At 46.6% G+C, this 13,360-nt stretch carries 12 protein-coding genes; all 12 read left to right on the top strand.

Translation table 11 applies throughout. The annotated features are described in order from the left end of the window. Positions 1–38 precede the first annotated feature (38 nt). The 12 genes from ACS5WU_RS02390 (at position 39) to ACS5WU_RS02335 (ending at position 13,332) form a co-directional block, all read left to right on the top strand. The gene (locus ACS5WU_RS02390; RefSeq protein WP_302761659.1) at positions 39–755 is read left to right on the top strand and encodes a pseudouridine synthase; all 717 of its coding nucleotides are present in this window, start codon (positions 39–41) and stop codon (positions 753–755) included. Between the two features lie 99 nt (positions 756–854). Further along, positions 855–2,363, top strand: a complete 1,509-nt coding sequence (locus ACS5WU_RS02385) for an acyl-CoA carboxylase subunit beta (protein ID WP_302761661.1) — start codon at positions 855–857, stop codon at positions 2,361–2,363. Positions 2,364–2,378: 15 nt separating this feature from the next. After that, positions 2,379–2,750: an OadG family protein gene (locus tag ACS5WU_RS02380; protein ID WP_059109293.1), complete on the top strand. Its 372-nt coding sequence runs from the start codon at positions 2,379–2,381 to the stop codon at positions 2,748–2,750. 21 nt (positions 2,751–2,771) lie between these two features. Beyond that, positions 2,772–3,176: a biotin/lipoyl-containing protein gene (locus ACS5WU_RS02375; protein WP_302761664.1), complete on the top strand. Its 405-nt coding sequence runs from the start codon at positions 2,772–2,774 to the stop codon at positions 3,174–3,176. A 32-nt stretch (positions 3,177–3,208) separates the two neighbouring features. Beyond that, the gene (locus ACS5WU_RS02370; protein WP_414734464.1) at positions 3,209–4,384 is read left to right on the top strand and encodes a sodium ion-translocating decarboxylase subunit beta; all 1,176 of its coding nucleotides are present in this window, start codon (positions 3,209–3,211) and stop codon (positions 4,382–4,384) included. Between the two features lie 15 nt (positions 4,385–4,399). After that, positions 4,400–5,797, top strand: a complete 1,398-nt coding sequence (locus tag ACS5WU_RS02365) for an oxaloacetate decarboxylase subunit alpha (protein WP_302760923.1) — start codon at positions 4,400–4,402, stop codon at positions 5,795–5,797. A 305-nt stretch (positions 5,798–6,102) separates the two neighbouring features. Continuing rightward, positions 6,103–7,272 (top strand): ROK family transcriptional regulator, encoded by a 1,170-nt coding sequence (locus ACS5WU_RS02360; RefSeq protein ID WP_160295658.1) that lies wholly within the window; start codon positions 6,103–6,105, stop codon positions 7,270–7,272. Positions 7,273–7,300: 28 nt separating this feature from the next. Continuing rightward, a complete protein-coding gene (locus ACS5WU_RS02355; protein WP_465088910.1) occupies positions 7,301–8,512 on the top strand; it encodes a uroporphyrinogen decarboxylase family protein in 1,212 nt (403 codons plus the stop codon). Positions 8,513–8,516: 4 nt separating this feature from the next. Then, entirely contained in the window at positions 8,517–9,626 is a 1,110-nt protein-coding gene (locus ACS5WU_RS02350; RefSeq protein ID WP_131924937.1) for a uroporphyrinogen decarboxylase family protein, read from the top strand. Between the two features lie 56 nt (positions 9,627–9,682). Further along, on the top strand, positions 9,683–10,759 hold the full coding sequence (locus ACS5WU_RS02345; protein WP_052740569.1) for a substrate-binding domain-containing protein: 1,077 nt from the start codon (positions 9,683–9,685) through the stop codon (positions 10,757–10,759). Positions 10,760–10,846: 87 nt separating this feature from the next. Next, entirely contained in the window at positions 10,847–12,331 is a 1,485-nt protein-coding gene (locus ACS5WU_RS02340) for a sugar ABC transporter ATP-binding protein (protein WP_302760930.1), read from the top strand. Then, positions 12,331–13,332 carry an ABC transporter permease gene (locus tag ACS5WU_RS02335; RefSeq protein WP_046444374.1) on the top strand — a complete coding sequence of 334 codons (1,002 nt, stop codon included), beginning with the start codon at positions 12,331–12,333 and terminating at the stop codon, positions 13,330–13,332. The genes ACS5WU_RS02340 and ACS5WU_RS02335 overlap by 1 nt, the downstream gene beginning before the upstream one ends. The last annotated feature ends 28 nt before the right edge of the window (positions 13,333–13,360 follow it).

Genomic DNA, 13,360 nt, shown 5'->3' with positions numbered 1-13,360 from the left:
ATAGTATCGGGTTAACATAAGATAAATAAGGAGAACGGATGAGATTACAAAAGTTTTTAGCGAACGCGGGGATTGCTTCCAGGAGAAAAGCGGAAGAACTGATTGCCGCGGGCAGGGTAGAAGTCAACGGACAAACTGTCAGGGAAATGGGATTTCTTGTCGATCCGGAAAAAGACGAAGTAAAGTATATGAACCGCGTTGTAAGGCCGGAAAAGAATAAAATCTATCTGATGCTGAATAAACCGGCAGGATGCGTTTCTACCTGTCATGATGAAAATGGCAGGAAAACTGTGATGCAATATGTAAAGGATGTGAAGGAACGCCTCTATCCGGTTGGACGGCTTGACTTTACGACCGAAGGCCTGCTTTTGATGACCAATGACGGATCGCTTACGAATGCCCTTACACACCCAAAGCATAACGTACAAAAAAAGTACCTTGCCGTCATTGATGCGGAAATTACGGAAGAAGAGCTTGAAAAACTATCCAAAGGAGTGGTTCTGGACGACGGCTATAAAACGGCGCCGTGCGTCATGAAACTTTTGAGCAGCTCCGGATTGAGGAGCGAAGTCCTTTGCGTTATTACGGAAGGGAAAAACAGGCAGGTGCGGCGGATGTTTGCGGCGATTGAAAAAAACGTATGCTATCTGAAGCGCGTCGCGGTAGGAGATATCAAGCTTGGGAACCTGAAAAAGGGTTCCTACCGGATGCTGACAAAAGAAGAAGTTGCGTACTTGAAAAAATTTGTCCTTTGATCATTTTTTTGCAGGGATACGAAGGGGAAATGTTGAATTGTTAAAATAGAGGGTAGTTTTTTGTTCAAACAAATACATTATTAATATGGAGGTAACGTAATGGGCAAACTGGAAGAGCTCAGAGAAAAGAATTTGGATGCTCTTGCCGGCGGCGGGCAACAGAAGGTTCAGGCTCAGCATGAAGCGGGTAAGAAAACAGCCCGCGAAAGAGTGGAGCGATTGCTCGATGCGGGCAGTTTCATCGAGATTGAAAAATTTGTAAAGCGAACCTTCTCCACTCCCGGTTTTGAGGCCGCAAGCGCGACGGGCGAGGGCGTGGTATGCGGTTATGGGACGATAGACGAAAGACCTGTTTTTCTATATGCACAGGATTACACAGTCCTTTCGGGTTCGTTATCTGCTGCACATGCCGCAAAAATCCTGAAGGTTATGGATATGGCGGCAAAGAATGGCGTTCCTGTTATTGGCGTTTTAGATTCCGGCGGAGCGAGAATATCGGAAGGAATTGCTGCGGTGGAAAGTACAGCCGCTATATTAAACAAACTGACGGAGCTTTCGGGCGTCATTCCAACGATTACAGTTGTTGCAGGCCCTTGCATTGGAACGGCGGCATATATTGCTGCGCTTTCTGATTTTACGCTTATGGTGGAGGAAATTTCCGCGGTTGCTCTGCACGGTCCGCAGATTTACGGTTCTGCGCTTGGCAAAAACATTCAGGCGACGCAAGAATTTGGAGCACGCAATCATAATGAAAATACAGGCATTTCGCAGTTCTTATGTGCAAACGAAGAGGAATGTGCTGATACGGTTAAAACACTTCTGTCCTTCCTTCCATCCAATAATCTTGACGAAGCGCCTTATGGGCTTGATACGGACGATTTAAACCGTCAACTTCCTTTTACAGGGGAAGAAGGCTACGATGCAAAAGCTGTTATTTCAGCGGTTGCCGATCATGGAATCATTCTGGAAAGCGGCGCACACTTTGCGCCCGGCGTAATCACAGCATTTGGCAGACTGGGGGGGAATGTCTGCGGCTTTGTGGCGAATGCGGATCAGGAGATGACCTGCAATGCAGCCAAAAAAGCGGCGCGGTTCATAGGATTGCTGGATGCGTTTAATATTCCGGTCATAACGCTCGCAAACTGTAACGGCTCGGGCGTAAATATTGAATGGGAACAAAAGGCATTGATTCCGAATGCGGCGCGCCTCATTGGCGCATATGCACAGGCGGGTATTCCGAAGCTGACAGTCGTAACGGGAAAAGCAGTCGGCGACGGTTTCGCGATGATGTGTCCGAAGGCCCTTGGCGCCGATATGGTGTATGCGTGGCCAAACGCTGAGATTTCATCCATGCCTGCGGAAGCGGGCGCCCTTATCCTATATGAAGATGAAATCAGCAAGGCGCAGGACGGCGTTGCTGCAAAGCAGCAAATGAAGGAACGGTATATTGAAGAGTATGCAAATCCATGGCAGGCGGCGGAGCAGGGCGTAGTAGACGATGTGATCGAACCGGCCCATACGCGGCAGATCCTTGTGTCGGCCCTGGAAATGACAATCTCAAAGCGTGAAAACAAGCTGCCGAAAAAGCACGGCGTGCTTCCGCTGTAAGAGAGGTGGGGCTTTATGAACAGTGGTCTTGATTTATCACAGGAACTGGCGATCGGCGGGCAGTCTATCGCGCTCGGACTATTGGTTGTCTTTGTATGTCTGGCTCTTATTATTGCCGTTATAACGGTTCTTTCTATTGTTTTGAAGGATCGGAAAAAGCCTGCGGAAGAATCCGGAGTCGAAAAGGCGGTTTCGGAACCATTGCCACAGTCGCCCGTCCTGCAGGTGCAGGATGACGAACTGCTTGCAGTGCTTACGGCAGCAGTCGCAGCGGCAATGGAGAGCGAACAGGCGTCAACACCATTTGTGATCAGATCCTATAGGAGAACAAATGGCCCTTCTGCATGGAATAAAGCAGGCAGAGACTCACAGATCACAAACTGGTAAAATTTTCGGAGGTAATCAAATATGCGTAGATTTGTAATTAATGTAAATGGAAATACTTATAATGTGGATGTGGAAGAAGTAACAGCTTCGCAGGCAACTCCACAGGAAACGCCAACACCCGCACCAGCGGCTCCGGCTGCCCCTGTTCAACAGGCGGCGCCAACACCCGCACCGGCACCTGCAGCAGCAGCGCCTGCCGCCGCTCCGGCGGGAGGCACACAGGTAAGCGCTCCAATGCCCGGTACAATCCTAAGCGTTAATGTAACAGTCGGCCAGAAGGTTGCGGAAGGCGACGTGCTTATGATTCTGGAAGCAATGAAAATGGAGAACGAGATTATGGCGCCCCATGCGGGAACCGTGACGGCAGTATCTGTAGCAAAAGGAGCAAGTGTAGAAACAGGAAGCCTTCTTGTGGTAATTGGTTAAATATGACTTATTCTCATAAAGGAGGTTGATTGATTTTGGGTAATTTTGGCGAAACACTGGTCAATTTTGTACAGACTACAGGTTTTTTTAATGGTACGAATTGGCAGCAGTGGGTTATGATAGGTATAGCGTGCGTACTGCTATACCTCGCGATCGTAAAGAAATTCGAGCCGCTTTTGCTGCTTCCGATTGCGTTTGGTATGCTGCTCACAAATCTGCCGATGGCGGAAATGTACCACACAGCACTTTTTGAGGGCGGCCATGTAGACTGGCAAAACTTCCAGTCAACGGCTGGTTTGCTCGACTACTTATACCTGGGGGTAAAGCTTGGAATCTATCCGCCGCTTATTTTCCTTGGCGTTGGAGCGATGACGGATTTTGGTCCGCTGATCGCAAATCCCAAAAGCTTACTGATGGGTGCGGCAGCGCAGCTTGGCATTTTTTTGGCGCTGATTCTTGCGTTGCTCGTTGGCTTTGCGCCGAACATTGCGGCTTCGATCGGTATTATTGGAGGTGCGGACGGACCAACGGCGATTTATGTCACGTCCAAGCTTGCACCAGAATATTTAGGCCCGATTGCGGTCGCGGCCTATACGTACATGGCTTTGGTTCCGGTTATACAACCGCCGATCATGAAGCTGTGTACGACAAAAGAAGAACGCTCGATCAAGATGGAGCAGCTTCGTCACGTATCGAAAAAGGAAAAAATCATTTTCCCGATTGCCGTAACGATTTTTGTATCGCTTTTGGTTCCGGCCGCAGCCCCGCTTGTGGGTATGCTCATGTTGGGTAACCTGATGCGGGAATCCGGAGTGGTAGACAGGCTTTCCAACACCGCGCAGAATGAACTGATGAATATCGTAACGATATTCCTCGGCGTATCCGTTGGCGCAACAACGCAGGGCGCCACGTTCCTGTCGCCGGATACTCTCCTGATTATCGCCCTGGGCGTTATTGCCTTTGGCTTTGGTACGTTTGGAGGCGTGATGCTTGGAAAACTGATGTGTAAATTATCAGGCGGAAAGATCAACCCGCTCATTGGATCTGCGGGCGTATCGGCGGTGCCGATGGCCGCACGTGTATCGCAAAAGGTCGGACAGGCTGAAAATCCATCCAACTTCCTGTTGATGCACGCGATGGGCCCAAATGTTGCCGGGGTTATTGGCAGTGCGGTAGCGGCAGGTGTGCTGCTTTCGATGTTCGCCTAATGAAGGAGGAATAGTATGGCAAAAGTAAATATTATGGATACCATCATGAGGGACGCGCACCAGTCGCAGGCTGCGACGCGTATGACGACGGAAGAAATGCTTCCGATTGCTCCTCTGATGGACAGTATAGGATACTGGTCGATTGAATGCTGGGGCGGCGCTACCTTTGACGCGTGCCTGCGCTTCTTAAACGAGGATCCGTGGGAACGGCTGCGCAAATTAAGAAAAGCAATGCCAAACACCAAGCTTCAGATGCTCCTGCGCGGGCAAAACCTGCTTGGATATAAGCATTACGCGGATGATGTAGTCGACTTTTTCGTGAAAAAGGCATGTGAAAACGGGATTGACGTGATTCGTATTTTTGACGCGCTCAACGATACAAGAAACCTGAGACAGTCGATCGAAAGCACAAACCGTTATGGCGGATGGCCTGAGGTTGCGCTTTCGTATACTACAAGCCCGGTGCATACGTTCGATTATTTTATCGAGCTGGCGCAGGAACTTGAAGGAATGGGCGCTAAATCGATCTGCATCAAAGATATGGCAAACCTGCTGCTTCCGTATGAGGCGTATAACCTTGTCAGCGCATTAAAAAAACATATCAAGGTTCCTATTCACCTGCACACGCATAACACAAGCGGTGTTGGCGATATGACATATCTGAAGGCAATCGAAGCAGGTGTGGATATCGTGGATACAGCATTGTCTCCGCTTGGAAACGGAACGTCGCAGCCTGCGACTGAGTCGCTTGTGGCGACGCTCGCCGGTACAGAATATGATACAGGGCTCGATCTTGGCAAGCTGACAGAAGCGGCGAAGTATTTTACAAAAGTTGCGGATCGTCTTAAAGCAGACGGATTCCTTGATCCCAAAGTATTGGGGATCGATATTAATACGCTCCTTTATCAGGTTCCGGGCGGTATGCTTTCCAACCTGATCAGCCAGCTGAAGCAATCCGGCGCAGAGGATAAACTTATGGATGTTTTGGCCGAGGTTCCGCGTGTTCGCGAAGACTTTGGTTATCCGCCTCTCGTTACGCCTTCCAGCCAGATCGTAGGTACGCAGGCGGTGCTCAATGTCCTTGCGGGTGAGAGATACAAGATGGTCACCAAGGAATCCAAGGCAATGCTGCGCGGGGAATATGGAAGGTTGCCCGCTCCGGTCAATGAAGAAGTACGTAAAAAGTGTATTGGAGACGACGAGGTTATCACAGTACGCCCGGCAGACCTTCTTCCGCCTGAAATGGAAAAATACAGGGAAGAAGTCAAGGGATGGATGGAGCAGGAGGAAGATATCGTAACCTATGCGATGTTCCCGCAGGTCGCCCCCAAATTCTTTGAATTCCGGCGTGCACACCAATACAAACTGGATTCGGAAATGCTTGATAAAGAGAACATGATACATCCGGTTTAAAACGAATAAAAATAATCACTAAAAATAAAAACGTATGAAAATGGCTTTATAAAGCGGTTTTCATACGTTTTTTCATTTATTCTTAAAAGAAATGAAAAAAATGGAAAGAAGATTTTACAAAAAATGACCTAATATTCCAAGACCATGCAAAATTACTTTACTATACTTTTATTAACGATTAAACTATCTATTAAACCAATCGTTAATCTTTCAATTAAGCTTTCAAAATAAAATTTAAATACCTGAATGTAAAACAAGATATTGCGGGGCGTGTTATGCGGTACCAAAAGATTAACAGCCAGAAAATGAAAGAGATAAACATCGAAAATGTTTTAAGCATCGTGCGTAAGTATGGTGTTATTTCCCGCAAGGATCTGGTAAAAAAAACGGAACTCACAACCGGAACGATTACAAACCTGATTACGGAGCTGCTTGAAAGAGGGCTGATTCAGGAAATCGGCAGTGGGGAATCGGCTGGGGGAAGAAAGCCAATTTTACTGCAGCTTAATCCAAATGCCGGTTATGCGATCGGCGTTGAGCTCAATACATCGCAAATCATATGTGTTATGAGCGATTTCCAGGGGAACGTTATCGATAAAATATATATGGACGCAGAAGTCCAGCGAGGTAAGGATTTTACAATCGACAAAATGGTGCTCATCATTGAGAGCATGATTTTAAAACATAATATCAAAAAACAAGACGTAATCGGAATTGGCCTTGCCGTTCCGGGCCCCTGTAACCATATCCAGGGAACAATGGTAAACCCGCCAAATCTTCCCGGATGGATCAATGTACCGATCAGGGATATCATTGCGGGCCGGACCGGAATTAAGACCTTCTTTGAAAAAGAGACGCCAGCAGCCGCGCTCGGTGAATACTGGTTTGGTAAAAGTAACGGTTATAAACGAATCTTCCAGACAAACGTGTATGGTGTTGGTATCGGCGGTGGAATGGTAATCGAAGGGAAAATCTTCCATGGCTATAATAATGGAAGTATGGAGATCGGACATACGACAGTTCAAATTGGCGGGCAGCCTTGTTCCTGCGGTGGCGCCGGATGCCTGGAGGCTCAGGCAGATGGAGCGGCGGCGGTACGATACGTGCGCGAAGCGCTTGCAAAGAATGAAAAAAGCATACTCAGCCTCGATCAGGAAATTACGTTCCAGGATGTTTCAAGCAGTGCAAAAAAAGGTGATGAAGTATGTGTGCAGGCCATTGATAAATGCGCTTATTACTTAAGCGTAGCGCTTGGAAATATTATTGGGCTATTGAGCCCGAACGTCATTTTTTTTGGCGGTGATTTTATGGAGAGCAGTGATCTTTTGTTCTATAAAACTGTCAAATACATCAATCAAAAGCCTTATCCGACTCATGTGAAGGATGTAAAGAAACTTCGCTCCTCATTTGGAACAGACGCAGGGGCGATTGGTGGGATAGCAGCAGTGTTTACAGGTATGACATCAATAGAGTAACAAACAATTTGCAGGGGGAAATTGGGTAATGAATTCAAGGCAAAGAATACAGGCTGTACTAAACGGCCAGACTCCGGATAAACTGCCGATCGATTTTGGCGGCATGCGTTCCACCGGTATCCAGGCAATCGCGTATGCGGAATTATTAAAATATTTAGGATTTAAAGACGAGAAGGTTCTTGTTTATGATATTTTTCAACAACTTGCGGAACCAAGCGAAAAGATCGTCGATTATATGGGGGGCGATGTGCTCCAGGTGCACAAACGGTGCCCGGCATTCGGAATCTCCATTGAGGAATATAAAGAATCCAAACTAATGAGCGGGGCTACAGGATATTTTCCCAAAGATTTTAATCCCGTTACAAATGAAAATGGTGACATTGACATACTTACCCTGGATGGAAAAGGCGTCATAGCACGTATGCCCAAAGGCGGATTGTATTTCGACCTGATTGACAGGAAATATGAGAATGCACATACCATTGAGGAGATAGACGCACTGCCCACAGAAGGCCTTGAAGATGCGGATATCGATTATATGGAAAACAGTGCAAAAAAGCTTTATGAGACGACGGATAAAGCGCTTTTGATGGAATTTGGCGGAAATGTTTTTGAAGCTGGCCAATCTGATTTTGGATATGAGAATTTTTATGTAAACATAGCGATAGAGCAGGATTTGATGCACCACTATTTTGAACGGATCACGGACAGGTATATCGAGGATCTCAAAAAATTGATGCCGCGTGTTCATCAGTATATCGACATCATACAATTTGGCGACGACCTCGGAACGCAGATCGCTCCGCAGATTTCTCCTGAAATGTACGTGGAAATGATCAAACCATACCATAAAAAGCTGTATCAGTTTATCCAAAAAAATTATCCTGATGTCAAGGTCTTCCTGCATAGCTGCGGAGCAATTTACAACCTGATTCCGGAGTTGATCGATGCGGGCGTACAGATATTGAATCCCGTGCAGATATCGGCCGAGGGGATGAGTCCGGAGAAGCTGAAAAAAGAATATGGGAAAGACCTCGTATTCTGGGGAGGCGGTTCCAATATGCAAAACACGGTTCCGAATTCCGACGTCGATACGATCCGGCAGGAGGTCAAACACCTGATTGACATTTTTGCAAAAGACGGGGGATATGTATTCAATCAGGTTCATAATATTCAAGCGGATGTTCCACCAGAAAAAGTGGTCGCGATTTACGAAGCGGCGAAGGAAAACAGAGAGTAATTCTATGAATTCAAAAGAGCTTGTATTAAAAACGTTGGAAGGCCGGAATACAAACGGACGTGCGCCGCGGCAGCTATGGACGCTGCCTTATGCAGAGCAACACTTTCCGGAGCAGCTTAAAAATATTACTTCAACGTTTCAAAACGATATCGTAGAAGTGCCGCCTGAAGCAAAACAGTATCGCACTAAACCGCAGATTACAGGGGATTTTTATGAGCTGGGAGAGTATATAGACGAATGGGGCTGCCAGTTCACAAATCTCCAAAAAGGGATTGTCGGCGAGGTAAAAAAGCCGATCATCGTAGATGAAGAATGGGGAGATGCGAAAGACGTGCACATCCCTGAGGAGCTGCTCACGATTGATACGGAAAAAATCAACGAATATTGTGCAGGCACGGACCAGTTTGTATTGGCAAGCGATATTGCGAGACCGTTTGAAAGACTGCAGTTTTTACGGGGAACCGAAAACCTGTTTATGGATTTTGCCTATCATCCGCTTGAATTGTATAGATTTTCGTTCGGCGGAAAAAAGCAAAAAAAAGAGCCCTTCACGGGCGAAAATAGCCTTAAAACGACTGGAACGAAAATCTATGCTTTTATCGAAAAAATGCACGATTTTTATAAACGTCTTCTCGAAGTATGGGCCGGGACAGACGTAGATGGATTGTTTTTCATGGACGACTGGGGTACGCAGCTCAACCTGCTTATTTCCCCGGACACATGGAAAGCTCTATTCATGCCGATGTATCGCGATTATTCCGACATCGCGAAGAAATATGGTAAAAAGATATTCTTCCATTCAGATGGAAATATAGAGAAAATCATCCCTTACCTGATCGATATCGGCATTGATGCAGTCAATTCGCAGGTGTTTTGTATGGGGCCTGAAAACCTTGCGCAGTATCAGGGAAAAATAACCTTTTGGGGTGAAGTTGACCGCCAGAACATCCTTCCTTACGGAAGCAAAGACGATGTGAAAGGGGCGGTAAAAAGACTATATGATGCGTTCTGGAAAAATGGCGGTGCAATCGCACAATGCGAATTTGGCATCGGTGCAGATCCCAATAATGTTTACACTGTATTTGAAACATGGGATCAACTGACTGGTAATTAAGTTTCCTCAAAATAAATTGGGGAGATATTAACTCACATAATAAGAGGAGGATTAAAATGAAAAAAGCACTATTACTCGTTCTTGCTGTCGTACTGACAGTATCCTTGGTCGCTTGCAGCACGCCTGCTGCTACGCCCAGTGCCGATGCGTCTACAGCACCGTCCGCGGATGCTTCCGTAAGCGCTGAAGCTTCTTCCGATGCAAATGCGTCAACTCCGGCTGCTTCCGGCAGCAAAAAAGTCGCAGGCGTCGTATTCCAGGAAGACCAGTTCATGAAACTACTGCAGCTTGGCTACAAAGACGCGGCTGAAAAAGCAGGATATGAATTCTTCCCGGGCAACACAAACAACGATGCTGCAAAGGAAGTTGAAATGCTTAATACTTACATTGACCAGGGTTACGCAGGCGTTGCAATCGCACCAATCAGTGAGACAGCATCTGTAGAGCCGCTGAAAAAGGCTGCGGCTGCCGGTCTTGCTGTTGGGCTTTCTAATTCGCCGCTCGATGGACAGGATTGGATGACGGCTTGCTATTCTTCCGACAACTATCAGCTTGGACAAATGACAGGCGAAGCTTGCGCGAAGTACATTGAAGAGAATATGGACGGAAAAGCCAAGATCGGTATCCTTCAGTTCAAATCGTTGCTTCCTGAGCAGTCCGGCGCAAGAAGCCAGGGCTTTATCGACGAAGTAACCAAGCTCCCGGGCGTAGAGATCGTATCTGACCAGGATGCCTGGCTGCAGGATAAGGCAATCACGGTTGCTGGCGATATGCTGACTGCAAACCCGGATATCAACCTTCTGTGGGGTGCGAATGAAGGCGGAACGATCGGCGCTACGATGGCAGTTAAGAATGCCGGCCTCGCAGGCAAAGTTGTAACCTTTGGTACGGATGCAAGCGAACAGACTGCTGCTATGCTGCAGGATGAAGCAAACATTCTCCAGGCGCTCACTGGACAGGATCCTTACACGATCGGTCAGAAGACAATGGAATCTGTTCTTATGACGGTTGAAGGAAAAGACAATCCGGATAAGGGCAAACTGGTTATCGTTCCCGGTCAGCTCCTGACGCGTGAAAAACCGGATGAAGTCACAGCTTTTGTTGCTGACTTGAAAACAAAAATGGGTGGCTGATCCGGCTGGCTGAAATGATTGGTTTCTGCGGGGGTTCCAAATGCCCCCGCAGAAATGTTATTTGAATTTTGAAGGGAAGTAACAGGTATGAGTATACTGAAAGTAGATCATGTTTCCAAAAGCTTTCCGGGGACTTTGGCGCTTGATGACGTCAGCGTGGAATTTCAGAGCGGGAAGGTAAACGCCCTGATTGGTAAAAATGGTTCCGGGAAATCTACATTGGTCAAGATTATTAATGGTGTTCAGCCTCCTACCAAGGGAGAAATTTATCTCGACGATCAAAAATTGGAGTTTGCAGATCCAAAGGATGCTTTTGATAAGGGAATTTCGACTGTTTATCAAGAACTTAGTCTTGTAATGGGAATGACAGTTGCGGAAAATATTTTTCTGGGAAGATTTCCAATGAAAGGCAAATTTATCGACTGGAAGAAAACCTACCAGATGACAGAGGATTTGCTCAAGGGCATGGGCATCGAAATTGATCCGAAAGAAATGATTTATAATCTGAGTATGTGGCAGTGCCAGATGATTGAAATTGCAAAAGCAATGAGCACAAATCCAAAAGTGATTTTGCTTGATGAGCCAACATCCTCTCTCGCATTGGCAGAGACGGAAATCCTGTTTAATTTGATTCGTGAATTAAAGAAAAAAGACGTTATTATTATCTATATTTCCCACAGGCTCCAGGAATTATGGGAAATTGCGGACACCTGCACGGTGCTGCGCGATGGTATTCTTACCGGGAAAACCGATATGAAGGATGCTTCGCATAAAGATATTTTAGATATGATGTTTGGTGACATTGAAGTACAAAACCGCCCAGACGACCTGACCTATTCCAACGAGGTTGTTTTAGAGGTTAAGGGGTTGTCACGTGGAAAGAAATTACAGGATGTTAATTTTAAGCTGCATAAGGGAGAAATCCTCGGAATTGCAGGAATGCTTGGTTCCGGTCGTACAGAATTAATGCGTTCGATTTTTGGAATTGATCCCTATACAAGCGGTGAAATCCTTGTAAACGGCGAACAGGTAAAACATATAGATCCGGTAAAAATGAAAGAATTGGGTTTCGGGCTTACGCCTGAAGACAGGAAAAATGAAGGCCTGATCCAGATTATGTCCGTTAAAAACAACCTGTGTGTGGCAAGCCTTAAGCGAATGTCGAAAGGCGCTTTTATCGATACGGCGGTCGAGCGCAGGCTTGTCGACGAGCAGATTGATCATCTGCAGATTAAAGTTCCCTCGGAAGATATGCCGGTTTCATCGCTCTCAGGCGGTAACCAGCAGAAAGTAGTCGTTGGAAACTGGCTTAATACACAGCCAAAAATCATGATGTTTGACGAACCTTCCCGTGGTATCGACGTCAATGCAAAGCAACAGATATTCAAGATTATCTGGGATCTTTCCCGGCAGGGAATATCAAGCATTGTCGTTTCTTCTGAATTGGAGGAATTGCTTGAGGTTTGCCACCGCATTTTGATCATGCGCTATGGAAAAATCACCGGGGAAGTATCGCCGGAAGATTTAAAGATCGATGGATTATATACGTTATGTATGGGGGGGACTATCTGATGAAACAAAATACAATGTCAGTCAAGAAATTCACCAAAAAGTATATGATGGAAATTATTCTGATTTGCATGATTATACTTTTGGCAATCTTTGCAGAAGGATTTTTCTCTGTAAATAATCTGCTAAGCATTTTTAGGAACATGGCCATTGTCGGCGTTATCGCATTTGGCATGACAATGGTGATCATCGGCGGTGAAATCGACCTTTCGGTCGGCTCGTCTATCGCGCTTTCCGCCGTATTGACGGCACTGATATCAAATAACCTGGCGGCCGGCGGCATGTCGCCCGACCTTGCGCTGGTGCTCAGCATTATCATCGCGCTTGTAATCGGTATTGGGATTGGTGCATTCAACGGTTTTATCCGTACGAAATTCAACATTCCGACCTTTATTATCACGCTTGCAATGCTTAACGTGCTCTATGGTATTGCGGCAGTCATCTCCAATGGTTTTCCGGTTACGATCACAACGTCATGGTACAGCTTCATCGGCGCGGGGCAGCTGTTTGCCGGTAACGGTTTCTCAGGAATCCCAGTTCCGGCAATCTGGCTCATTGCGGTGTTTGTGATCGTATTCATTGTCATGAACCGTACAAGGTTCGGACGCGAAGTATACGCGGTTGGCGGAAACCCGGAGGCGGCAAGATTATCGGGTATCAATGTTAAAAAAGTCAAGATCATCATCATGATCGCCGTACAGCTGCTGGCTGCATTTGCAGGAGTTATCCTTTCCTCGCAGGTTATGGCAGGATCGTCACAGTTTGGTAAAGGCTATGAGATGGACGTTATCTCAGCCGTTATTATCGGCGGCGCGTCGCTCAACGGCGGTATTGGTAAAACATGGGGAACCTTTATTGGTATCATCTTCCTGGGCGTAATCTTAAACGGTATGACGCTGCTCGGCGTGGACGACTTCGTAAAATACATTGTTCGTGGTTCGCTGATCCTTGTTGCAGTGCTGATCAACACGATTCAGCTGCAGCGCAGTGATGATGAAGCATAAAAAGCATTATTCTTTCCTCAAAGACAAT

This window comes from Christensenella sp. KGMB01412, from assembly GCF_055522415.1.
The sequence above is the reverse complement of the archived record's forward strand: the minus strand, read 5'-3'. Positions and strand labels throughout refer to the sequence as shown.

Bases quoted from the DNA above. Each gene is read 5' to 3' on its own strand.
- ACS5WU_RS02365 (WP_302760923.1), top strand. From the start codon at position 4,400: ATGGCAAAAGTAAATATTATGGATACCATCATGAGGGACGCGCACCAG.
- ACS5WU_RS02390 (WP_302761659.1), top strand. From the start codon at position 39: ATGAGATTACAAAAGTTTTTAGCGAACGCGGGGATTGCTTCCAGGAGA.
- ACS5WU_RS02360 (WP_160295658.1), top strand. From the start codon at position 6,103: ATGAAAGAGATAAACATCGAAAATGTTTTAAGCATCGTGCGTAAGTAT.
- ACS5WU_RS02345 (WP_052740569.1), top strand. From the start codon at position 9,683: ATGAAAAAAGCACTATTACTCGTTCTTGCTGTCGTACTGACAGTATCC.
- ACS5WU_RS02340 (WP_302760930.1), top strand. From the start codon at position 10,847: ATGAGTATACTGAAAGTAGATCATGTTTCCAAAAGCTTTCCGGGGACT.
- ACS5WU_RS02380 (WP_059109293.1), top strand. From the start codon at position 2,379: ATGAACAGTGGTCTTGATTTATCACAGGAACTGGCGATCGGCGGGCAG.
- ACS5WU_RS02335 (WP_046444374.1), top strand. From the start codon at position 12,331: ATGAAACAAAATACAATGTCAGTCAAGAAATTCACCAAAAAGTATATG.
- ACS5WU_RS02350 (WP_131924937.1), top strand. From the start codon at position 8,517: ATGAATTCAAAAGAGCTTGTATTAAAAACGTTGGAAGGCCGGAATACA.
- ACS5WU_RS02355 (WP_465088910.1), top strand. From the start codon at position 7,301: ATGAATTCAAGGCAAAGAATACAGGCTGTACTAAACGGCCAGACTCCG.
- ACS5WU_RS02375 (WP_302761664.1), top strand. From the start codon at position 2,772: ATGCGTAGATTTGTAATTAATGTAAATGGAAATACTTATAATGTGGAT.
- ACS5WU_RS02385 (WP_302761661.1), top strand. From the start codon at position 855: ATGGGCAAACTGGAAGAGCTCAGAGAAAAGAATTTGGATGCTCTTGCC.